The 23,827-nt window shown below is 60.8% G+C and carries 16 protein-coding genes; 4 read left to right on the top strand and 12 right to left on the bottom strand.

Translation table 11 applies throughout. From position 1 onward, the window contains the following. The first annotated feature begins 32 nt into the window (after positions 1–32). Positions 33–3,356 carry a maltose alpha-D-glucosyltransferase gene (treS, locus tag D7241_RS06880; protein WP_408100873.1) on the top strand — a complete coding sequence of 1,108 codons (3,324 nt, stop codon included), beginning with the start codon at positions 33–35 and terminating at the stop codon, positions 3,354–3,356. Beyond that, positions 3,353–5,569, top strand: a complete 2,217-nt coding sequence (gene glgB, locus D7241_RS06875; protein ID WP_408100872.1) for a 1,4-alpha-glucan branching protein GlgB — start codon at positions 3,353–3,355, stop codon at positions 5,567–5,569. The genes treS and glgB overlap by 4 nt, the downstream gene beginning before the upstream one ends. A gap of 97 nt (positions 5,570–5,666) precedes the next feature. Here the strand turns inward: glgB and D7241_RS06870 are convergent, their stop codons facing one another. From D7241_RS06870 to D7241_RS06845, 6 genes are all read right to left on the bottom strand, one after another. Beyond that, positions 5,667–6,689, bottom strand: coding sequence for a lysylphosphatidylglycerol synthase domain-containing protein (locus D7241_RS06870; RefSeq protein WP_408100871.1), 1,023 nt, complete (start codon positions 6,687–6,689; stop codon positions 5,667–5,669). Beyond that, complete coding sequence (clsB, locus tag D7241_RS06865) at positions 6,686–7,921, bottom strand: cardiolipin synthase ClsB (protein WP_408100870.1); 1,236 nt, start codon at positions 7,919–7,921, stop codon at positions 6,686–6,688. The genes D7241_RS06870 and clsB overlap by 4 nt, the downstream gene beginning before the upstream one ends. Continuing rightward, on the bottom strand, positions 7,918–8,721 hold the full coding sequence (locus D7241_RS06860) for an endonuclease/exonuclease/phosphatase family protein (protein WP_255976098.1): 804 nt from the start codon (positions 8,719–8,721) through the stop codon (positions 7,918–7,920). The genes clsB and D7241_RS06860 overlap by 4 nt, the downstream gene beginning before the upstream one ends. Next, on the bottom strand, positions 8,718–9,635 hold the full coding sequence (locus tag D7241_RS06855; protein ID WP_255976096.1) for a DUF72 domain-containing protein: 918 nt from the start codon (positions 9,633–9,635) through the stop codon (positions 8,718–8,720). Before D7241_RS06855 ends, D7241_RS06860 begins: the two co-directional genes overlap by 4 nt. A 16-nt stretch (positions 9,636–9,651) precedes the next feature. Then, positions 9,652–10,917 (bottom strand): zinc-dependent alcohol dehydrogenase, encoded by a 1,266-nt coding sequence (locus D7241_RS06850; RefSeq protein ID WP_408100869.1) that lies wholly within the window; start codon positions 10,915–10,917, stop codon positions 9,652–9,654. A gap of 313 nt (positions 10,918–11,230) precedes the next feature. Beyond that, positions 11,231–12,151 (bottom strand): LysR family transcriptional regulator, encoded by a 921-nt coding sequence (locus D7241_RS06845; protein ID WP_408100868.1) that lies wholly within the window; start codon positions 12,149–12,151, stop codon positions 11,231–11,233. A 99-nt stretch (positions 12,152–12,250) separates the two neighbouring features. Between D7241_RS06845 and D7241_RS06840 the strand changes: the two genes are divergently transcribed. Together D7241_RS06840 and D7241_RS06835 are read left to right on the top strand one after the other, a co-directional pair. Further along, positions 12,251–13,081 carry a DODA-type extradiol aromatic ring-opening family dioxygenase gene (locus D7241_RS06840; RefSeq protein WP_408100867.1) on the top strand — a complete coding sequence of 277 codons (831 nt, stop codon included), beginning with the start codon at positions 12,251–12,253 and terminating at the stop codon, positions 13,079–13,081. A 29-nt stretch (positions 13,082–13,110) separates the two neighbouring features. Next, a complete protein-coding gene (locus D7241_RS06835; RefSeq protein ID WP_408100866.1) occupies positions 13,111–13,392 on the top strand; it encodes a DUF2218 domain-containing protein in 282 nt (93 codons plus the stop codon). A 30-nt stretch (positions 13,393–13,422) separates the two neighbouring features. On the opposite strand, the gene D7241_RS06830 is transcribed toward D7241_RS06835, so the two are convergent. The 6 genes from D7241_RS06830 to treZ all read right to left on the bottom strand — a co-directional run bounded on the left by D7241_RS06830 (position 13,423) and on the right by treZ (position 23,816). Further along, on the bottom strand, positions 13,423–14,280 hold the full coding sequence (locus tag D7241_RS06830; RefSeq protein ID WP_408100865.1) for a M23 family metallopeptidase: 858 nt from the start codon (positions 14,278–14,280) through the stop codon (positions 13,423–13,425). A gap of 232 nt (positions 14,281–14,512) precedes the next feature. After that, the gene (glgX, locus tag D7241_RS06825) at positions 14,513–16,663 is read right to left on the bottom strand and encodes a glycogen debranching protein GlgX (RefSeq protein ID WP_408100864.1); all 2,151 of its coding nucleotides are present in this window, start codon (positions 16,661–16,663) and stop codon (positions 14,513–14,515) included. Positions 16,664–16,763: 100 nt separating this feature from the next. After that, complete coding sequence (locus tag D7241_RS06820) at positions 16,764–17,147, bottom strand: DUF2934 domain-containing protein (RefSeq protein WP_408100863.1); 384 nt, start codon at positions 17,145–17,147, stop codon at positions 16,764–16,766. After that, complete coding sequence (locus D7241_RS06815; RefSeq protein WP_408100862.1) at positions 17,144–19,957, bottom strand: malto-oligosyltrehalose synthase; 2,814 nt, start codon at positions 19,955–19,957, stop codon at positions 17,144–17,146. The genes D7241_RS06820 and D7241_RS06815 overlap by 4 nt, the downstream gene beginning before the upstream one ends. Continuing rightward, positions 19,954–22,032 (bottom strand): 4-alpha-glucanotransferase, encoded by a 2,079-nt coding sequence (gene malQ / locus D7241_RS06810; protein ID WP_408100861.1) that lies wholly within the window; start codon positions 22,030–22,032, stop codon positions 19,954–19,956. Before malQ ends, D7241_RS06815 begins: the two co-directional genes overlap by 4 nt. Then, positions 22,029–23,816 (bottom strand): malto-oligosyltrehalose trehalohydrolase, encoded by a 1,788-nt coding sequence (treZ, locus tag D7241_RS06805; protein WP_408100860.1) that lies wholly within the window; start codon positions 23,814–23,816, stop codon positions 22,029–22,031. The genes malQ and treZ overlap by 4 nt, the downstream gene beginning before the upstream one ends. Positions 23,817–23,827: the final 11 nt, after the last annotated feature.

Below are 23,827 nucleotides of genomic sequence, written 5' to 3'. Positions count from 1 at the left end.
TCGGGTCTGGATGCCACAAAAGGAACGAGAATATGGCTAAAGCGCGCAAACCAGCCGCCTTTATCAAAGACCCGCTTTGGTATAAGGATGCGGTGGTCTATCAGGTCCATCTCAAATCCTTTTATGACTCGAATAACGACGGCGTTGGAGATTTCCAGGGGCTGATCGACAAGCTCGATTACGTCGCCGACCTGGGCGTCAATACCGTCTGGCTGCTGCCGTTCTATCCCTCGCCACGCCGCGATGACGGATACGACATCGCCGAGTACCGCGGTGTGCATCCCGACTACGGCACCATGGCCGATGCCAAGCGTTTCATTGCCGAGGCGCACAAGCGGGGTCTTCGAGTGATTACCGAGTTGGTCATCAACCACACCTCGGACCAGCATTCTTGGTTTCAGCGCGCGCGCAAGGCGAAGAAAGGCTCCGCAGCGCGCGACTTCTACGTCTGGTCAGATACGGACCAGAAATACGACGGCACGCGGATCATCTTCCTCGATACCGAAGTGTCGAACTGGACTTGGGACCCGGTCGCCCAGCAGTACTTCTGGCACCGCTTCTATTCGCACCAGCCGGACCTCAACTTCGATAACCCGCAAGTGATGAAGGCCGTGCTGAGCGTGATGCGCTACTGGCTCGACCTGGGCATCGACGGGTTGCGACTGGATGCCATTCCCTATCTTGTGGAGCGCGACGGCACCAACAACGAAAACCTGCCTGAAACCCACGTGGTGCTGAAGCAGATTCGCGCTGAGATCGATGCGAACTACCCCGACCGCATGCTCCTGGCCGAGGCCAACCAGTGGCCGGAAGACACCCAACTTTATTTCGGCGGCGAGGAAGGCGGCCCCGGTGACGAGTGTCATATGGCCTTTCACTTCCCGCTGATGCCGCGTATGTACATGGCGCTGGCCCAGGAAGACCGCTTTCCGATCACCGACATCCTGCGACAAACCCCGGACATTCCGGAGAACTGCCAGTGGGCGATTTTTCTGCGAAACCATGACGAGCTAACGCTGGAAATGGTGACCGACAAGGAGCGCGACTACCTCTGGAACTACTATGCCTCCGATAAGCGCGCGCGGATCAACCTCGGCATTCGTCGGCGCCTGGCGCCGCTGCTCGAGCGGGATCGGCGAAGAATCGAGCTGCTCAACAGTCTGTTGTTGTCAATGCCCGGTACGCCGGTGATTTATTACGGCGACGAGATCGGCATGGGCGACAACATCTTCCTCGGTGACCGCGATGGCGTCCGTACGCCGATGCAGTGGTCGGTGGACCGCAACGGCGGTTTTTCGCGCGCTGATCCGCCGAGCCTGGTCCTGCCGCCCATCATGGACCCGCTGTACGGCTACCAAGCGATCAACGTCGAGGCGCAGCAGCGAGATCCGCACTCGTTGCTGAATTGGACACGGCGTCTGCTCTCGATCCGCAAGCAATTCAAGGCGTTCGGGCGCGGCACGTTGAAAATGCTGGCGCCGAGCAACCGACGGATCCTTGCGTATTTGCGTGAGTACACCGGGCCCAACGGCGAAACCGAGGTCATCTTCTGCGTGGCCAACGTATCGCGCTCGGCTCAGGCCGCAGAACTGGAACTGTCGCATTACGCCGGCATGGTGCCGGTGGAAATGGTCGGCGGCAGTGCCTTCCCGCCGATCGGCCAGTTGCCGTATCTGCTGACATTGCCACCTTACGGCTTCTACTGGTTCCAATTGGCAACCAGTCACCAGATGCCCAGCTGGCACCAGGAACCGGTGGAAACCATGCCCGACTTTCAGACCCTCGTGCTCAAGCGTCTGGATACGCTCAATGCGACGAACAAACGCATCCTGGAAACGGAGTCGCTGCCGGCCTATCTGCCGAAGCGGCGCTGGTTTGCCAGCAAGGATGCCTCCATCGACTCGATCAAAATCTGCTACAGCGTGCCGTTCGGCGATCCGCAGCGGCCGGTTTTGCTGAGCGAGATTGCTGTCGAGTCCGCCGGCCGCACCGATCTGTATCAGTTGCCGCTGGGCTTCCTCGATGAGGGTGATTTCGATATCGCCTTGCCGCAGCAACTGGCTATGGCGCGGGTGCGCCGGGGACCGCAAGTAGGCCTGCTGACCGACGCCTTCGCGCTCAACCAGTTCGTGCTGGGTGTGATTCAAGGGCTGCGTGAAGAGCAGGTGCTGCCCTGCGGTGACGGCGAGATTCGCTTCCAGCCGATGGCGCAGTTGGCCGATATCGAGCTACCGGCCGATGCCGAGGTTCGCTACCTCACGGCTGAGCAGTCCAACAGCTCGGCAATCGTTGGCGGCAGCATGATGATCAAGGTGTTGCGCCGCGTCTCGGCAGGCATGCACCCGGAGTTGGAGATGGGCGGCTTTCTAACCGAGCAGGGTTTCACCCATATTTCGGCGATGCTCGGTCAGGTCAGCCGCTTCGACAAGCGGGGCGAGCCCTATGCGCTGATGGTCGTGCAGCGTTATCTGGACAATCAGGGCGACGCCTGGGAATGGACGCTCAATACTCTCGATCGCGCCGTACGCGACCAGATCGCTGGCGGTGTCTCGCTGCACGAAAATCAGTTCAGCGCGCTTGAAGAACTGGATGCCTTCAATCGCCTGCTTGGCCAGCGTTTGGGTGAAATGCACATGACCCTCGCTGCGAAGACCGACAATCCGGCGTTCGCCAGCGAACCGACCAAACAGGCCGATGCCAAGGAGTGGACCAAAGCCGTATCCGCTCAAGTGGAGCGAGCCCTGGATTTGCTACAGACCCACCGAGGCGATCTGGACCGCAAAGCTGCCGCCCAGGTTGACCAATTGCTCGGTCAACGCAAGCAGCTGACAGCCGAGGTCAAGCGGCTTGCCGACAAGACACTGGGCGGTCTGCGTACGCGCGTGCATGGCGACCTGCACCTCGGTCAGGTATTGGTGGCTCAGGGCGATGCCTACTTCATCGACTTCGAAGGCGAGCCGGCGCGCTCGTTGGAGGAGCGTCGGAGCAAGCTGAGTCCGTTCAAGGATGTCGCCGGAGTGCTGCGGTCCTTTGAATATGCAGCCGCGATGACCAGGCGCAACGCGCAAATCAGCGACAGCTCCGAAACGGCGGATCAGGCCCGGCAAAACATATCCGAAACCTACCAGCAGAGTGCACGCGGCGTGTTTCTCGAGGCCTATCGCGAAGCCACCGCTGAGATGTCACACGCGTGGGCGGATGCCGCTGGGGCCGATGCTGCGCTGGCCTTGTTCAGCCTGGAAAAGACGGCGTATGAGGTGGCCTATGAGGCAGAGAACCGCCCGGCCTGGCTGTCCGTCCCGCTCCAGGGACTGGCGACGCTGGCACAACAGATTTCCGATGGAGGTTCCCTATGAATGATCGTCCGGCCGTGACCATGCCCGGTGAAACCCTGCTACCAACCGATGCTGACGTCGATGCGCTGGTGCGCGCCGAACACGGCAATCCGTTTTCTATCCTCGGTCCGCACTCCGACGGTGACGGGCAGGTGGTGCGCGCTTACCTGCCTAACGCGTTGGGCGTCGAAGTGCTGGAACGTACCAGTGGCCGCTTGTTGGCCGCGATGGAGCAGGGCCAGGTGCCCGGTTTTTACTTCACCCGGCTGACCCATCCGCAACCCTATCTGCTGAAAATTCGCTGGGCGGGGGGTGAGCAGATCACCGAAGACCCGTTCAGTTTCGGACCGCAGCTCGGCGAGATGGACATGTACCTGTTCTCCGAGGGTAATCACCGGGAAATCGGCCGTGTGTTCGGTGCGCAGCCGATGGAAGTCGACGGTGTGCAGGGCGTGCGCTTCGCCGTCTGGGCACCCAACGCCCGCCGGGTGTCGGTGGTCGGCAGCTTCAATGATTGGGATGGCCGTCGGCATCCGATGCGTCTGCGCATACCTTCAGGTGTCTGGGAAATTTTCATCCCGCGGCTGCAACCCGGCGACAAGTACAAATACGAAATCCTTGGGCCTAACGGTGTGTTGCCGCTCAAAGCCGATCCCATCGCGCTTGCGACCGAGCATCCGCCGGGAACCGCTTCGGTGATCTCTCATCCATTGGAATATCAGTGGAAGGATGAAGCCTGGTTGCAACAGCGGGTCGCACGGCAGTCCTACAATGCGCCCATGACCATCTACGAGCTGCACGCAGGCTCCTGGCGTCGGGACGGAGGCGACCACGGTCGTTTGTATGACTGGCACGAGCTGGCCGAACGCCTGATCCCTTATGTCGTGGACATGGGCTTCACACATATCGAGCTGATGCCGATCATGGAGCACCCCTTCGGCGGTTCCTGGGGGTATCAGCTGCTGTCGCAGTTCGCGCCCAGCGCGCGCTATGGCAACGCGCATGACTTCGCAGCCTTCGTCGATGCCTGCCACAACGCCGGCATCGGCGTGATTCTCGACTGGGTGCCTGCGCACTTTCCCACCGACGCCCATGGCCTCGGTGAATTCGATGGCACTGCACTGTACGAATATGCGCACCCCTTCGAGGGCTTCCACCAGGACTGGGACACCTTCATCTACAACCTCGGTCGCACCGAAGTACACGGCTTCATGCTCGCTTCGGCGTTGCATTGGCTGCGTGAATTCCATGTCGACGCATTGCGCGTCGATGCGGTGGCATCGATGCTCTATCGCGACTATTCGCGGGAGGAAGGCGAATGGATACCCAACCGCCATGGCGGCCGGGAAAACCTCGAGGCGATCGACTTTCTTCGTCATCTCAACGACGTGGTGGCGACCGAAACACCTGGCGCCCTGGTCATTGCCGAAGAATCCACGGCATTTCCGGGAGTCAGTAAACCGACGTCGGAGGGCGGGCTGGGCTTTGCCTACAAGTGGAACATGGGCTGGATGCACGACAGCCTGAAGTACATACAGGAAGACCCGATCAACCGGCAGTACCACCACGACCAGATGACTTTCAGCATGGTCTACGCCTACTCGGAGCACTTCGTACTGCCGATCTCCCACGACGAAGTGGTACATGGCAAGGGATCGTTGATCGACAAGATGCCCGGTGACCGCTGGCAGAAATTCGCCAATTTGCGCGCTTATCTGTCATTCATGTGGACGCACCCGGGCAAGAAGCTGTTGTTCATGGGCTGCGAGTTTGGCCAATGGCGCGAATGGAGCCACGACCGCGAGCTGGACTGGCACTTGTTGGAAGAGGCCGACCATCGTGGCGCGCAAAACCTCGTCCGGGATCTCAATCGGCTGTACAGCCAGGAACCGGCATTGCACGAGCTTGATACCGATCCGCAGGGCTTCCAGTGGCTGATCGGCGACGACCGCAGCAACAGCGTGTTCGCCTGGCTGCGCAAGAGCTCGACCGGTCATCCGCTGCTCGTAGTGGGCAATTTCACTCCGGTAGTGCGCGAGGGCTATCGGATCGGTGTTCCGATGGATAGTCGCTGGCTGGAGATCTTCAACAGCGATGCCGAGTGCTACGGTGGTTCCAACGTCGGCAACGGCGGCGGAATGTTGGCCGAGCAAATTCCGGCACATGGTCAGGAGGTTTCTTTGTCGCTAACGCTGCCACCGCTTGGTGTCGTTATTTTGCGACCGCAGGTGTAGATAGCGGCGCCTCGGTATGGGGTGCCAGCAATGAAAAGCCGGGGCGATCTGATCGTCCCGGCTTTTTCGTGCCTCTGGATTCCAGCGCGGAAACGCTTCAGGCCGCGGTGGGCGGATGCTCTTCCGGCTGCGTTTCGGTGGGTTGAGCCTCGTTGCTGGAACGCAGTTTCTTCGCCCGTGCTTCGAGCGCGACATAAACAATGGTGGCGAACATTAGCGGTACCAGGAAATACACCACCCGATAGCCGATGAGCCCTGCGACTACAGCGCCCTTGCTGAGATCGCCCGCCAGCATCGCCACAAATACTGCCTCGATCACGCCCAGGCCCGCCGGGATATGCGTAATCACGCCGGCGATGCTGCTGATCATGAGAATGCCCAGTACCTCGGGGTAAGGTGCCTTCTCCGACAGCATGTAATAGACCACCAGCGCCATCAGCGACCAGTTGGCCGCTCCCAATACCAGCTGCAGTGCCGCGAGGCGCAGCGATGGCAGGTGAACTTCATGGTCGCGTATCGTCCATTGGCGACGCTTGGAGAAGCCACACGCCCAGAGATAGATCACCGTAACCACCAACAGGGCAGCGCCCAGCACGCGCAGAGCCGTATGGCCAATCTCCCAGTCATCTGGCGGGGTGATCCAGCCCATGGAAAAGATCAGGCCGGCCAACCAGATATAGCCAAGCCAGTTGGTCAGTAAGCTCAGGGTGAACACACGAGTGATCTGCGATGCTCGCAGACCGAGCCGTGAGTAGAGGCGATAGCGCAGCGCAATCCCGCCGACCCAGGCGCTCAGGTTGAGGTTGAACGCGTAGCAGACGAAAGTTACCGGGAGAATTTGCCGGACCGGCAGGTTGTGCTGTGCGTAGCGTTTGCCGAGTACGTCGAAGAAGCAATACACGGCATAGCTGGCGAACGCCGCAGCCCCGGCCATCCATAGCGTCTGGGCGCTGTAGTTGCGCAGAGTCTTGTAAACCTCGCCCCAGTCGACGTTACGCGCGAGGCCGATCAGCAGCACGGCAACCAGAATAAAGAAGACGTATGTGAGGATCTTCTTGATCAACGGCCAGCGCCGTCGCCAGCCGCTACGTGGTTCATGGTCTTTGGATTGCCGGGTCATCGGTGATCTCGCTGCAGAGGGGCTGGGTTTGGCTCCAGCGGCTCAGGATCGAGCAGCTGCAGCTTGGGCCGATGCGCGGGAAACAAACCCACCATCTCCGGGAAATGACGTAAAAAGTGGAAGATGAAAAACGCCAACGGCGCACGCCACCAGTAACCGCGGATGATCCGCTCAAGCGGAATACGGCGGCAGTCTTCCTGCAGCAACCGGTCGAGTTTCTCGTGCAATTGACGGTTGAAGTTGTGATCGCGAATGATCAGGTTCGCTTCGAGATTCAGCGAGAGGCTGAGCGGATCGAGATTGCTCGAGCCGACGGTCGACCATTCGTAATCCGCCAGCGCGACCTTGCCATGCAGCGGCCTGCGGCAATATTCGTGAATCTCGACCCCGTCGCTCATCAGATAGTTGTAGAGCATGCGCGCGCCGAACTTGGCGATAGGCATGTCAGGTTGGCCCTGCAGAATCAGCCGAACCCGCACGCCGCGCCGCGCCGCGTTGCGGATTTCGCGCAATACCCGATAGCCAGGAAAAAAGTAGGCGTTTGCAATTAGCAGCCGCGAGCGCGCGTCACGTATCGCCTGCAGATAATGCTGCTCGATATCGTTGCGATGGTTGTGGTTGTCACGAGTGACGAAGAGGGAGCGGGCCTCGCCGCGGCTGACGCCAACGAAACCATTGCTCTGAGTATGTACCCGGCGCTGCCACCAACGTCGTCCGGCCTGAGCGGGAGCGATGGCGTTAAGGGCGAAGCGGTGAATGTCGTGCACCACCGGTCCTTCTACCCGCAAGGCATAGTCTTGCTTGGCCGCCGGGCCGTAGTCGCCGAGGTGGTCTGCGGAAAAGTTGATCCCGCCGATGAAGGCAAGATCGCCATCCGTGACCACGATCTTGCGATGCATGCGGCGAAACACGTTGACGCGCCTGCCGAGCAGACGCTTGCCGGGGTCGAACATGTGAATGCGCACCCCGGCGCGAGTCATCGCAGCGGCGAATTCGCCGTTGAGATCAGCCGATCCATAGCCGTCCACCGTGACATCGACGCTGACGCCACGTTCGGCCGCCGCGATCAGCACTTGCTGAAGCTGCTCGCCAACCTTGTCCTTGAAGAAGATGAAGGTTTCCAGCAGGACTTCCTTTTCGGCGGCCGCAATGGCCTCGAACACGGCAGGAAAGAATTCCTCTCCGTTTTCCAACAACTGAAGACGATTCCCGTCTCTCCAGTGAAAATTCATAGGTGTATCTCCACCGCCAGGGGCAGATGATCGGACAAGTGCGTCCAGGGTTTGTTACCGAGGATTCGCGCTTTATGGCTCGTGGCATTTCGAACATAAATACGGTCCAGACGCAGCATTGGCCAGCGCGCCGGGAAAGTCTTCGCGACCTTGCCCTGCGCAACGGCAAACACCTCGTGCATGCCGGCGCAGCGGTCCAATACCTGAGCGCCCTTCAGTCGCCAATCGTTGAAGTCACCAGCCACCACTACGGGCGCGTCGTGCGGTAGTGAGTCGAGCAGCTCGCAGAGCAATGCCAACTGCTGCTGACGGTGCGATTCGCGCAGGCCGAGATGCACACAGATCGCATGAAATTGATCGTGCCCCGGAACCTGTAACACGCTGTGCAACAGCCCACGTCGTTCCGGGCCGGCGATGGAGATGTCCAAATTTTCGTAGCGCGTGATAGGAAATTTCGAGAGCAGGGCATTGCCGTGGTCGCCGTCGGGGTAGACCGCGTTGCGACCGTAGGCAAAGTCGGTCCAGATGCTGTCGGCGAGAAATTCGTACTGCGACATTTTCGGCCAATCATGGAAGCGCAGGGCGTGCTTCTCATGCGTGCCCAGCACCTCCTGCAGAAACACCACATCGGCCGAAACCGCTCTGACCGCCTCGCGTAGCTCCGGCAGAATGAAGCGTCGATTCAGTGCGGTGAAACCCTTGTGAGTATTGACGGTGAGCAGGCGGATCGAGTTGACCGCCGTGGACATGTGCGCATCCAGATCGCTGCTGTCCAGCGGGTGATTTTTGTCCAGATTCAAACCAGTGCTCCTTCCAGCTGGCCCGGAGTGGTTTCCAGGTCTTCCTCCAGCCCGAGCCGGCGCAACAGCTGTCGCGCATCGTATGGCGCCCGGACCTTCACATCGTTATCGAAATAGCAGTACACCTCGCGCGACTTTCGAACTGGCGGCTCGTCGGAGGTGATGAGTTGAGCGTCATCAGGTTGTTGGCCTTCGCTCCACAGGCTGATGCGTCGACACCAGTTATCCAGTGCCTCTTCGCTATAACCGCTGGTATAGAGTTCTTCAGCGCCATGCAGACGGATATAGACGAAGTCACTGGTGAGATCTTCACGGTAAGGCCATTTGCCCGCCGTATCGGCAACCACCAACGCAACGTTGTACTTACGCAGTAATGCGACGAATGCGGGATCGACGAAGCTTTGATTACGAATTTCCACCGCATGTCGCAGCCGGCGCTTGTGGTCGATTTGCAGATAACTGCGTCCTTCCATGCGCGCTTCACAGCCTTTTGCCGATTCCAGCGCGGCCTCGGTGTCATGAGGCAGCAACTTCAGGAAAGTCTCGAATTGCTCGGGATCAAACTTGAAGGACGGCGGGAACTGCCAGAGCATCGGCCCGAGCTTGTCCTTGAGCGCAAGAACGCCGGATGCAAGAAAGTTGGCGATGGGCTTTTCCACGTCCCGCAACCGCAGGATATGGGTGATGTAACGCGGCGCCTTGACGCTGAAAACGAAGCCTTTGGGTGTTTCGTCGTACCAGCCGGCGTACAGTTCGGGACGTTGCAACGCGTAGAAAGAGCCGTTGATCTCGATGCTGCTTACGGCACGCGAGGCGAACTTCAACTCGTTCTTCTGGGTAAGTCCCTTGGGATAGAAGTCGCCTCGCCAGGGAGCGTAGCGCCAGCCTGAAATTCCGATATGGATGGCTGCCATCGCCTGCTCCTGTTTGCTACCGCGGGTTCTGCATGCTGGTCGGATCGCTGGCCGGGAAGGTATCGGCGATCGCCTTGTCCACCACGTTTTCCTCCGAGCCAGGCCCGGCCGGGCTGCTGCGTTGTGGTTGAAGCTCCACCTTGATCCAGCCACGCTCGCGCCGATCGAACGCCTCGAAGGCGGCTATCACGTCGGTCATTGGTTTGATCTGAGTGAGGATTTTCGCCGGATCGATACGCCGAGCCTGAATCATCTCGATCAGGCGCGGGATATATTTGCGGTGGTGGCAGTTGCCCATGTTCATGGTGATGTTCTTGTTCATCGCCATGCCGATGGGGAAAGTCATGGCATCCGGTGGATACACCCCGATGATGGACAGGGTGCCGGCCTTCGACAGGCACTGCACGGCCCACTCCAACGCTTGCGACGGCGCGTCGCCCGGCTGCCACTGGCCGCTCTGATCCGCTTGCGCGCCGTCGGCCGGTTTGCCGCTGCAGCAGCCATGCTCGGCGTCGATGCCCACCGCATCGATCACCCGATCGACACCGATGCCCGCCGTGAGCCGCTTGAGCGTTTCCACCGGATCTTCGCGGTTGAAGTCGATGATCTCCGCGCCCTGATGCTGGGCCATGCGCAGGCGATCTTCGTACTGGTCGATGGCAAAAACGCGACCGGCACCCAATAGCTTGGCGCTGGCAATAGCGAACTGGCCGACCGGGCCGCAGCCGAATACCGCCACGGTATCGCCGGATTTGATCTCGGCCATCTCAGCGCCGAAATAACCGGTGGGGAAGATGTCGGAAAGCAGGATTGCCTGATCATCGCTGATCTCGGGCGGTAGCTTGACCAGGCCGATGTTGGCAAACGGGATACGGGCTTTTTCCGCCTGCAAGCCATGGAACGGGCCGGTCGCGGATGGACCGCCATAGAACGCTGTGCCCGCTTCCTTGCCGTTAGGGTTGGCCACGTCGCACTGGGCGAAATAGCCCGAGCGGCAATAAGAGCAATTGCCGCAGGCGATCGTCGAAGGAACCACAACACGGTCGCCAACCTGCAGGTTGCGCACGTCGTCGCCAAGTTCTTCGACTATACCCACCGCTTCATGACCGAGAATCGTGCCGGGTTTCATGCCGCTGAAGGTGCCGCGAATGAAGTGCAGATCGGTGCCGCAGATGGCCGAGGCGGTGATGCGCACAATGGCATCGGTAGGGGCTTCAATACGGGGTTCGGCTACATCCTCGAGGCGGATATCGCCGACACCGTGATAAACGACTGCTTTCATGGCTACTCCGTAATGGACCGATCAAGCCGGGCAGGGCTTCATCGTCTGAATGGGCGGTGAACTGCGAGTCGGTCAGCCATCACAGTGCAGACCGGGCGTTCCTGCGAATCGCTGCCAGACCCTGGCAGGTGGAACAAACCAGCAGCATGCGACATCGAGCAGGTGCACCTTCATTCGGACTGATCGCGGCTTTCACGGTTCATCTTTTTTTCAGCCGGGCGTGTGGGCGGGCCTGTCTTGGACGCGGCTAGAACTTGCACCGCAACGACAGCGCTCGATGATTGGCCTGATACCCAATCGAGCCGCGGCGGTGTTATGTGCGGGGTGAGTTCCAGGGTAGATCGCCAGCGAAGGCGTCTGCGAGGTAATCGATCATCGCGCGCACCTTGGCCGGTGGGCGGCGGTCCGGCGGGTACACCACATGAATGCCGCCGAGGCCCAGAGGCGGCTGATCCAGTTCCACCACCACCAGCTCACCCCGGCTCAGCGCCGCGGCGACGATGAACTGTGGCTGATAGATCAAGCCCTGGTCGCCCACCGCGGCAGCGACCAGTGCCGCGCCGTTATTGGCTACCAGATTGCCCTCGATGCGCACGCGAACTTCGGCAGCGGGTCCGAAGGCCCATTCGCGGCCGCCGAGCAGCGCGGACAGGCTATAGCCCAGGCAGTTGTGCTGGGTCAGTTCGCTGACCCGACGCGGCACACCGTGCTCCGCGAGGTAGCCGGGTGAGGCGCAGACCAGCATAGGGCAATCGGCTAAACGCCTTGCCTGCAACGGGCTATCAGTGAGGCGGCCAATCCTTACGGCCAGATCCCAGCGGCCGTCGACCAAGTCGACTTGGCTATCGGTCAGTCCCAACTCGACCTTCACCGCGGGATGGCGTCGGCTGAATCGGGGCATCAGCGGCGCAATGAAACGGGTGCCGAATGACAGGGGTACATTCATGCGCAGCAATCCTGAGGCTTCGACCCGCTGCGAAGCAACGCTGGCTTCGGCCTCGTCGATCTCCGGCAAGATGCGCAGACAGGCCTCCAGGTAGCTGTTGCCAGCTGCGGTCAGGCTCAATCGCCGCGTGCTGCGGTGGAACAGTTTGACACCGAGCCTGGCTTCCAGCGCATCGACATGCTTGGTCGCCATTGCAGGCGAAAGCCCGAAATGACGCGCTGCGGCGGAGAGGCTGCCAGCACTGGCGGCACGGGCGAATACACGCATTCCGGTGATTCTGTCGAGCATCTAAGCTCCTACTCTCAGTTAAAACTGTTGAGGTGTTTTGCCTTGTTCAAGCCAAACGGAGTGTAATCCATACTGCGCTCCCATCAGTGAGGACAAACCATGACTAGTGATCGAGAGCGCGCAACAGATCGGGTGCGGATGCCGACCCTGTTCGTGCCGCATGGCGCCGGCCCCTGTTTCTTCATGGAATGGAACCCTATCGATGCCTGGGACAAGATGGCCGCGTTCCTCAAGGGCATCGCCGCGACCTTGCCACGACGCCCGCGAGCCGTCGTGCTGGTGTCCGGGCATTGGCTGGCACAGCAGGTCAAGGTCACCGCCAACGCCAATCCCGAGCTCATCTACGATTACGGTGGCTTTCCAGCGCACACTTACGAGCTGCGTTACCCGGCGCCAGGTGATCCATCGCTGGCTGCACGTCTGGTCGAATTGCTCGGTCAGGCTGGTATCGAAGCCAGCGAGGACGCACAGCGCGGCTACGATCACGGTGTCTTCATACCGCTCAAGCTGATGTTCCCCGAAGCGGAGGTGCCAGTGGTGCAGCTGTCATTGCGCAGCGATCTCGATGCCCAGGCGCACCTGGCGATTGGCCGTGCCATTGCGCCATTGCGGGACGAAGAGGTGCTGATCGTGGGTAGCGGTATGAGCTTCCACAATATGCGCGGCTATGGCGATCCGCGTTTCGCGCCGATCTCGGATGAGTTCGACTGCTGGTTGAGTGAGGCCGTGGAATCTTCACCCGCGCAGCGTGAAACTGCCCTGCAATATTGGGCCGAGGCGCCCGCCGCACGGCTTTGCCATCCACCGCGCGCCGAGGAACATTTGCTTCCGCTGATGGTTGCCGCCGGCGCCGGTACGACCAGTCCGGGGCGCAAGATTTTCTCCGATCGCGTCATGCACACGACGCTCTCGGCTTACCAGTTCGGCTGATGTTCAGCCCGTCGAAACGAGGATTCATCATGCACAGTTCCACAGTACAGATCGACACATCCAACCCGAGCCGCCTCATCCGCCGCCTCTGCAAGCACTGGAGCCATAAGTTCGAGGTTAGCTTCGATGACCAGCAGGGCAGCATCGCTTTGGGTGCCGGGAAGTGTCAGTTGAAGGCGGGCGAGGGCAGTCTGCGCGCCGAAGTTCAGGCCGAGGACGAGGTGCAGCTGGAGCGATTGGAAACCGTGGTCGCCGATCATCTGCAACGCATGGCATCGGACGAGACGTTCACCTTCGATTGGCGGCGATGACAGCGTTGGTAGCCGTCTGAGCGCTGGCGGCTATTGCTCGTTGCGTGCGAAATTCGGGAGTGAGCTGACCGGCTGAGAGAAGCGGAAGGGGATCGATACCAGGGAATCACCGTAGGGTTTTTGCACCACGAAATGCAGATGCGGTCCGGTGCTGCGTCCGGTATTGCCGGATTTTCCCAGCAGAGAGCCAGCCTTGACCTGCTGGCCTGCTTTCACCTGTACCGAACCACGCTTCAAGTGCAAGTAGGCGCTGTGCGTGCCGTCGTCGTGCAGAATTCGCACATAGTTGCCGGCTGGATCAGGCAGGCGGCCTCCTTGACCATTGCGCACCTTGAGCACAATGCCGGCGCGTGCCGCGGTAATCGGTGTGCCCACCGGCATCGCCACGTCGACGGCGTAGCGGCCCTTTGGTGAGTTGTGGCTGAAGTCTCCGCCGGCTCCTTGGGAGATACGGAACGGCCCGCCTTTCCACGGCAGCGCATAGGCGTGGCCGCCGACGGAGCCTTTCTTGCCCGGCTCGGGCGAATAGATCAGCGCATAGCTGAACGACTGCTGATACATCAACGGATATCCCGACTGGCGTTTGCGCAACGTGGCGATGCGCATGCGGGTACGTGCTGGCACTGTTTTACGAACCACGCCTTTGCCGACGCCCGCGACGTTGACCATGTGTGTCAGGCGCAGCACCACTTCAACCGGCACGTCCGTATCGTTGCGCACATCCATTGCCTTGCCGCTACCGACGCGATTCACGAATAGCCGAACGGTGCCGGGTTTGCCGGCCGGGAGCGTCGCATTGGTGATGGCGCCACCAGCCAGCGTAGGCAAGGCGATGGCGGAGAAAATGATCATCAGGGCAAGAGAAACAATCAGCCGAGTCGAAGCCATAAGGGTGTGATCCGTCACGGAAAGGACAACCCGCCTGCGGCCGGCAGGACGAATCCGTCGGGGTTCAAGAATGCCGCGCTGGGGTTGGGACTAGGGGCAAAATGCGAGGTTCACTACCGCACGTCGAGAACCGCCGAATGGATGAGTAGCCGCGAAATGCGCCGTCGGGCGTGTCCTTGAGAATGTCAAAGCCCACATCGGGCTCTGACACTAGCTGGGCATCGCGGTTGGTTTATTCCTCTTCTTTGATCAACTCGAACAGCAGCAGCGAACGACCGGTCAGTGCGTACTCGTCGCTGAACTCGAAACGCTCGGCCCGGGCGTTGGGGTTGTTAGTGTCGATCAGGCGATTCCAGAAAATGCCCTGCGGCACTTCCGGCAGCGTGAAATTGACCACATCGTGATGGGCGTTGACGATGATCAGCAAGGTTGCGTCGGATCCGGTTCTGCGGATACCGGTCGCTTGTGCGCGGCCATCGAGCAACATGCCCATGCAGCGGTTGTTGCCGTCTTCCCAGTGCTCGATGGTCATTTCTTCTGCATGCGGCGCTAGCCACGTGACGTCCTTGACGCCAAGTTCTTCGTTGTAGGCGCCGACCAGGAAGCGCCCGCGGCGCAGCATCGGGTAGCGTTGGCGCAGACGGATCAGCTTGCGCACGAAGGCCTGCAGGTTGCGACTGTCTTCGGGGATATCCCAATTGACCCACCCGATCTCGCTGTCCTGGCAGTAGGCGTTGTTGTTGCCGTGCTGGGTACGAGCAAACTCGTCTCCAGCGACGATCATCGGTGTGCCCTGAGAAAACAACAGCGTGGCGAAGAAGTTGCGCATCTGACGGAAGCGCAGTTCGTTGATTTCCGGATCGTCGGTCGGTCCTTCGACCCCGTGGTTCCAAGAGATGTTGTTGTCGCTACCATCGCGGTTTTCTTCGTCGTTGTCTTCGTTGTGCTTGTCGTTATAGGACACCAGGTCCTTCAAGGTGAATCCATCGTGCGCCGTAACGAAATTGACCGAGCTGAACGGTCGGCGGCCGCGCTGGTTGTAGAGATCGCCTGAACCGGTAAGGCGCGCGGCGAAGTCGGCGAGCTGGTTGTCGTCGCCTTTCCAGAAGGCGCGTACGGTGTCGCGAAACTGGTCGTTCCACTCTGCCCAGCCTGGCGGAAAGCCACCGACCTGATAGCCACCCGGGCCGCAATCCCATGGTTCGGCGATCAACTTGGTCTTGGCCAATACCGGGTCCTGGCGACAGGCGACGAGGAAGCCGTGGCGCTCGTCGTAACCGTCGTGCTGGCGGCCAAGGATGGTTGCGAGATCGAAGCGGAAGCCATCGACGTGCATCTCTTGCGCCCAGTAGCGCAGCGAGTCGGTGACCATCTGCACGACGCACGGGTGGCTCATGTCCAGCGTGTTGCCGGTCCCGGAATCGTTGATGTAATAGCGCTTCTCATCGGGCATGAGCCGGTAGTACGAGGCGTTGTCGATGCCGCGCATGGACAGGGTCGGGCCCAGCTCGTTGCCTTCGGCGGTATGGTTGTAAACCACGTCGAGAATGACTTCGAGCTCGGCATTGTGCAGATGCGCGACCATTTCCTTGAATTCGCTGATCTTGCCACTGGCCAGATATTTGGGATGCGGCGCGAAGAAGGCGATGCTGTTATAGCCCCAATAGTTGCTCATGCCTTTTTCCAGCAAATGCTGGTCCTGCACGAAGCCATGGATGGGCAGGAACTCGACCGACGACACACCCAGCTTGCGCACGTAATCGATGACGTCCGGCGTTTTGAAGCCGCCGAAGGTACCGCGCATGTCGTCTGGCACCGAGGGGTGCCGCATGGTGAAACCGCGCACGTGGGTTTCATAGATGATGGTGCGATCCCAGGGCACTTGCACCGGGCGGTCATGGCCCCAAGTGAAGGCGGGGTCGATGATTTTTGATTTCGGCACGAAAGGCGCACTGTCGCGCTCGTCGAAGCTGAGATCCGCGTCGGCATGGCCGATGGTGTAACCGAACAAAGCTTCGGACCATTTCAGTTCGCCCACCAGCTGTTTGGCGTACGGGTCGATCAGCAGTTTGTTGGGATTGAAACGATGACCGGCATCGGGCTCGTACGGGCCATGAACGCGGTAGCCGTATATCTGCCCCGGATGAGCATCGGGCAGGTAACCGTGCCAGATCTCATCGGTGTATTCGGGTAGCTCGATTCGCTCGAGCTCGGTTTCGCCATCGGTATCGAACAGGCACAGCTCAACCTTGGTGGCATTCGCGGAAAAGATCGCGAAATTGACCCCTAACCCATCCCAAGTTGCACCAAGCGGGAAGGGCAGGCCTTCGCGAATACGCGACGGGGTAAGAATTTGAGGCGCCGCAGGCTTTTTTCTACTCATGAAATCTCCGATGGCAACTCTTGGTAGATGCTGTGCATGTCAATGGGACGCCGCGGCCGTCCGGACCCCAAATTGGCTCCGGAGCGTGCCGCGATGTTGTTCAGGCTTCTTTCTTGGCTCGCGGGGCGCGGGTTTTCTTCACGCCTGCCGGGGTGCCCTCAGCGGCATCGGTCCCGGCCGCGGCTTTAGGGCGCGCCGTACCTTTGGCCGCAGCGGATGCCTTGGCGGGCTTGACGTCCTTGGGTTCTTTGGCGTCTTTCGTTGGTTTGGCTGCCTTGGCCGATTTGGTCGCAGGTGTCGCATCAGTAGGTTTGGTCGCGGTCTTGCGGGCACGGCTCGCCGGTTTGGCGGTCGACGCTCCGCTTTCTGCCTCGACAAGTTTGCGTGCCATTTCCCAGTGGCGTTCGTCCTGGCCCTCAGGGCGACCCTCCGATACCCAGATGTCGTAAGCGAATTCGCGGATGCGCTGCTCGTCTTTGTTCATCGTTCTGATTCTCCTGTTGAACTGATTGATACCTGTAAAAGTGCCAAGGGCAGATGTTGCAAAACCTCTGTTGCACTCAGACCCGCTTGTTTGGGTGTGACTGTCATTCCGTCAAAAAGTCGCTCCAGCACATGACCGCTCAGCGCATCGGGCAATTGCACGCGGGTGTCGCCCCAGCGTTCCGGCGGAATGTGCGGTGTCTGACTGTCGCCGAGCAGGTCGCTGGCAAGCCGCGCAGCAATGACGATCAGCCAGATTCCGTCCAGTTCTCGCGCGAAGGCGATCAGCTGATCGCCATGCTCGCCTTCGACTTTCAAAGGCAGATAGCGACCCTCGGTGAACAGGCGGGGCTGTGCGCGGCGCAGCTTCAAAGTACGAGCAATCAACCACTGTTTGACGCGGCCGTCCTGCCAGCTCGCCAACAACTCGGCCGGTTGCGCCTGTAAGTTGAACGTGGCGCGACGGCTATCGAAATCCACCGGGCGACGGTTGTCTGGGTCGACCAGACTGAAATCCCAGTAATCGGCTCCTTGATAAAGGTCCGGCACGCCGGGCGTGGTCATGCGTAGCAGCGTCTGGGTCAGGCTGTTCAAAGCGCCGGCTGGCGCTAGCTCATGTGCAGCACCGGCTATATCGGTACGAAGCGTTTTGCACTCGTCGCCGAGCAGTAACGCCCGCAGATATTGTTGGCAGGCGCCTTCGTATTCGCTGTTGGGATCGGTCCAGGTGCTGCGCAGCTTGGCTTCGCGGACAGCCTTTTCCTGCCATTTGATGATCCGCTCGCAGAACACTGTCATGGCTTCTCGGTCGTCCGCCGCAAGACCCAGCGGCCAACTGCTGACCAGGATCTGGAACAGCAACATCTCGTCGCCCGCAGAGGGCGCGGCGCCTTCGGCCAGTTCCTGACGCTGACCGTAAGCGAGTTGTCGCCAATGGCGCACCTTGGCCGCAAACCATTCGGCGCGCTCGCTGATCACGGTCATCCGTGCACGGGTGTCCTCCCCACGCTTGTGGTCGTGGGTTGCGGTGGTCAGCAGGTTACGCGGAAAGTGCTCGGCGCGAGCCAGACACTCGGCATGGAAAGCGTCTATCGGTGCGCTGAACGTTTGCGGATCGAAGCCGACGTCGTTGCGCGACAACAACGCTCCGGAGCGATAGCAAGCGGTGTCTTCCACCGCCTTCGCAGCGGCGGGCGAGGTGAGCTGTTGGAAACGGGTGCAGGCATAACGCCGAATTCGCCGTGCCGGGCCTGGTGGCAGCGAGCGCAGGCTTTCGCCGCCGAGCCAGCGATCGAGCAGGTCGAGCAATGGCCAATCGGCTTCGCCAAGCGTAGTGCGGGCTGCGGCGAGCGCTTGCTGGAAGAAGGGGTCATCGGCTTCGCGCCGCCCGTGTGCACCTATATAGGTGCGATACACCGGGAAATGGACGATCAGCTCCAGCAGTGCCCGACGGATTGCACCGAGGGTAATGTCACGGGTCATCACGTCGTAGCGAGCCACCTGCAGTAGCGCTTGGGCGACCGATTCAAAGTCGCCAGCCAACGGCCCGGTCAGTACCAACTGACGCGCCTGACGGACTTCCTCCATGAAATCAGACGGGCGCTCCGCCGTTTCGCTCCATAGCGAGCAGAGCACCGATTTGCCAGCCGGATCGTGCTGCAGTAGCGAGACCTGATTCATGAATTCATAACCGGTGGTGCCGTCTACGCCCCAGTCGTCATGCAAATGCTCGCCGCCGGCGAGGATCTTCTCGACATAGATTGGCACGTGGTCTTGGGCCGCCTCGGCAGGCCGCGCGGCGTTGAGACGATCGACCCGACGCCGCAGCTGGCGGCAGTAACCGCGTGGGTTTGCAAGGCCATCGACATGGTCGATTCGCAGCCCGTCGACCAAGCCTTCGCTGATCAGCTCGAAAATCTTCTCGTGGGTTTCCTCGAACACCACCGGCCGCTCGACGCGCAGGCCGCCCAGCTCGTTGATATCGAAGAAGCGGCGCCAGTTGATGTCGTCACCCGCAGTGCGCCAGCTGGCGAGACGGTAATTCTGCCGTTCCAGCAGGCCGTGCAAGCGCTTGAAACCTTCAACCGTAGTCGAGTCGTAGTGCTTGAGCGCAGCTTCGAGAGCCTGTCTGGTGGCGTCGTCTTTCAGCGCCTGGGCCAGATCAGCGCGTAACTGGCGCGCAGTCTGATAGGCGGCTGGCTCGGTTTTGAGCGCGTCGAAATGACCCGCCAGAACGCGCAGCTCGGGGTTGTCGGTCAGTCGAAGGATTTCGCCGTAGCTGGGCGGGGTGATCGGAAAGCGATGCTCGTAATGCTCTGCATAGAGCGCGCCGTTTTCAACGTCCAGCTGCAGTGGAATCTTGCCTTCTTGCAGCGCCTCGCCGTAGTCGCTCCCGAGGAAGGGAACCAGCAGCTGGCCTTCAAGCAGCGGATCGGGAGAATGCCACTGAATGTCGAAGAACTGCGCGTAGGGGCTGCGGCGGCCCCACTCGAGCACGTCCAGCCACCAAGTATTGCCCGAACCACCAACCGCCATGTGGTTGGAGACGATATCGAGGATCAGCCCCATGCCCTTGGCGCGCAATGCCTCGACCAGACGGCGCAAGGCGGGCTCGCCGCCCAGTTCGGGATTGATGCGCGTGGGGTCGATGACGTCATAACCGTGCATCGAGCCAGGGCGGGCGGTCAGCAGAGGCGATGCATAGATGTGGCTGATCCCAAGGTCGGCGAAGTAATCGACCAGCGCGGTGGCGTCGTCGAGGGTGAAGTCACGATGGAACTGCAATCGCAGTGTGGCGCTAAGGTCTCTCATCGGTGTTCGCTTCCAATGGCCTGCTTGCGAGCGCCGGCGAGGATTTTCAATCGGCGGGCACAGGCAGGGTCGTCAAGCAGCGTGGCGCTGTCGTCGGGATAGCGGCGTCGCCAATTGGGATGGGTGTCGATGATGCCGGGCATGTTCGGCTGCTCCAGCTGGCACAGCGCATCCTCGACCGGAAACAGCACCAGCGGCGCCGGTGTGCGTCCGAGGAAAGCCGCACAGGCATCGGCCAATACCTCGGGGTCGGTGAGGTCGCCCTGAATGTCCGGCGCGTATTCACGCAGCAGGCGAAGCAGGCCCGTACGTTCGCGTTCGCGTTCTTCCAGCTGCTTGGGACGCTCATGCTCCTGGTGCTGACCGACGCGGATGCGCCAGTCGATGTCGTGGCATTGCCACCAGCCATTGATTGTCGGCAAGTCATGGGTGGTGGAGGTCGCCAGTGCGCTGTGCGGCCACTGCATCGGTGGCTTGAAATTGCCATGGTTGTCGCGCTCGAAGAACAGCACGCGCATTCCCAACAATCCCCGTGCTGCGAGCTTTTCGCGCAAACCTTCGGGCACGGTACCCAGATCTTCACCCAGAACCACCGCGTTGCGCCGCCAGGCTTCCAACGACAGCAGCCGCAACAGATCGTCGAAGGGGTAGTTGAGGTACGCGCCTTCGGTGGGTCCGGCCCCAGAGGGCATCACCCACAGGCGCATCAGGCCCATGACATGGTCGATGCGCATGCCGCCAGCGTGGGCGAGGTTGGCCCGCACCATCTCGATAAAGGCGCGGTAGCCGTTGGCTTTGAGTCCCCAGGGCGAGAAGGCAGAAATGCCCCAACTCTGGCCTTGGCGATTAATGATGTCCGGCGGTGCACCGACACTCAGCGCTGCCAGCACTTCTTCTTGACGGCTCCAGGCCTGGCTGCCACCGCCATCGGCGCCCACCGCCAGGTCACTGATCAGGCCGATCTTCATTCCGGCGCTGCGAGCGGCGGTCTGCGCGCGTTCAAGACCACGCGCAATCAACCACTGGCAGAAGGCGTAGTAGCTGATCTCGTCGGCATGTTCCTGCGCGAATCGTTCGACCGCCGGACCCTGCGGCGTGCGGTATTCCTCAGGCCAGTCACGCCAGTGCTGCGGATAGCCTTCGGGGCCGAGCAGGGCGGCGTGCAGGGCCTCGAAGCGGCAATGGTTTTCCAGTGCTTCGCCGCCCGCCTGGCGGAAGCTGTCGAAGTCCGCCTGTTGGGCGTTGCCGCCCGTGGCGAAGTCATCGTAAAGGGTGCGCAATAAGCACTGGCGGGTTGTAGATACCGCGTCCCAGTCGATCAGCTCCAACTGCTCCAGCCGCTTGAGTTCATCGGCCAGACCACAAGACTCAATGGCGATGCGCAGCGGCGTGTCGCCGAGTATCGCTTCTGGAGCGCTATGAAGGATGTTGTAAAACAGCCGACTCGAAGGCGAGTAGGGGCTGTATTGGCTGCTGTTGCCGGTAAACATCGCATGAACCGGGCTGATGCCCAGCGCATCGGCACCGTGCGCGGCGGCGCTACGCGCCACGGCTTCCAGTGCCAGCGTGTCACCCAGGCCGCCATCACCGGGCCGGCGCAAGCTGTACAGTTGGACCGTAAGGCCCCAGGCGTTGGGCCCGGCCACGTCCTCGACACTAGGGCAGGCACTCGGCGCAACCGCAAGTGTGATTTGCCGCCCAGCGATATTCAGGCGGTGATAGCCCGGTACATCGATTGCAGCAAGGCGCGCCTGATCATCTAGCGTCCCGTCGTGATGGGGTCCATTTTCCAATTCCAGGCTATAGCGCGTGGACGGCTCGAAATATTGGCCCAACTCCAAGGCAGCGCCCTGATCGAGCGTCAGTAACGGAGGCAGGTTGGACACTCCGTCGCCAGCCTCGAGCTTCTCCAGGCTTTGTTCAATTTCAGCGTCGCTCTCAGCATTCAGGCCCAGCCCGTTGAGCACTGCGCGCAAGACGTCGGACGTTACTCGCTGATCGCGGCCGTCGGCATCGACCCAATCGATGGACAGGCCAGCCGCCTGGGCCAGGCGGCTCAGTCGTTCATCGCTCATTCATTCTCTCCAGGTACATCGTTCAGGTACATCCTGGCGGTACGCGCCGGCAACGCGTTCGGGTCGCGTTCGGTCGTGTTTTCGCGGCTGCTGTGCAGGAGTTGCGCTTCAGAAGAAACCGGCATGACGACCACATCGGTGCCGCTCAGGTTGAGCTCCAGACGCAGCTCGCTGCCGTCGCCCAATTGCCAGCGCGCCAGTGCGGCGGCCTCGCCAAGCGCTTCAGCGCCGAGAAAGCGTGAACCTTCCAGGCGCGGCACGATTTCCTCGTGGCGGATCTTCAGCAGTCGGCGGTACAACTCCAGCCACTCGGCGTGTTCGGGCTGATCACGCTTGCTGAAGTCGGGCTTGGACGCTTCGAAGGTTCCCACCGCATTCGGGTCTGGAATGCGTTCGCGGGTGTGTTCGTCAGCGAATTCGGCAAACTCGGCGAACTCCCCGCGGCGACCTTCACGCACGGCATCGGCCAATTCGCCGTGGTGGCTGGTGAAGAACAGGAAGGGCTCGCGCGCGCCCCATTCCTCGCCCATGAACAACAGCGGAATCATCGGTGACAGAAGCAGCACCGTAGTGGCCGCTTTCAGCGCATCGGGATCGGTGAGGCCAATCAGCCGGTCGCCGAACGCGCGATTGCCGGTTTGGTCGTGGTTCTGCAAAAACAGCACGAATGACGTCGGGGAGAGGTGCCCGCTGGGCTCGCCCCGGGATTCACCACGGCGATTCTGGTGGCCTTGATAGATGAAGCCTTCGCCGAGGAAGCGCACCAGCTTGTTGGTCGAGTCCTGATGATAGTCGGCGTAGTAGCCCTGGCTTTCATCAGTCAGCAGCGTATGCAGGATGTTATGGCCGTCGTCGTCCCACTGCGCGGTAAACCCTTGGGTGAGCAGGCTGGAACGGTTGTCTTCATTTTCCAGCACCAAGTGCACATGGCGACCGGATTCCGCTTCGGCGCGCACACGCTCGGCCAGCTCCGTCAGAAAGGTGCGATCGGGAATGGCGTGTACGGCGTCCATACGCAGGCCGTCGAAGCGATATTCCATCAGCCACATCAGTGCGTTATCGATGAAGAAGTCGCGCACCTCGCGGCGGCGGAAGTCGATGGCGTCGCCCCATGGCGTCTGCTGGTCGTGACGGAAGAAGTGCTTGGCGTAACGGTGCAAATAATTGCCGTCCGGCCCGAAATGGTTGTAGACCACGTCGATGAAGACCATCAGACCAAGACCGTGCGCAGTATCAATCAAGTGCTTGAGCTGCTCAGGCGTACCGTAGGAGGCCTCGGGCGCATAGAGCAGGACGCCGTCGTAGCCCCAGTTGCGATCGCCAGGAAATTCGGCGAGCGGCATCAGCTCGATGGCGGTAACGCCGAGCTCGGCCAATGCTTGTAGACGTTGCTCGATCTGCGCATAGCCGCCGTAAGCGCCGACATGCAGTTCGTAGAGAACGGTTTCATGCCAGGGCCGGCCCAGCCAGTCGCGGTTACGCCATTGATAGGCGTCGGGATCGACCACCACGCTGGGGTCATGTATGTCGCCTGACTGTGCGCGTGACGCAGGGTCGGGCACATGCAGTTCGTTGTCTATGAGAAAGCTGTAACGCGTACCGGCTCCAGCCTCCGCCTCGATGCTGTACCAGTCATCTTCACCTTCGTGCATGGGCAGCGCCTCGCTGCCGTCTAGCACCAGGCTTACGCTTTGCGCGTCGGGCGCCCAGAGCCTGAACCGGGTACGGAAATCGCCGAGTAACACCGGTCCGTGTTGCGCCTTGCGGGCAGGCCTGTTTTGCATTGATCGACCTC

The sequence above is a fragment of the Stutzerimonas sp. VN223-3 genome (assembly GCF_045999685.1).
GTDB classification, from domain to species: Bacteria; Pseudomonadota; Gammaproteobacteria; order Pseudomonadales; family Pseudomonadaceae; genus Stutzerimonas; species Stutzerimonas stutzeri_AR.
Note: the sequence above shows the minus strand (reverse complement) of the source record. Positions and strands in the feature narration are given on the sequence as shown.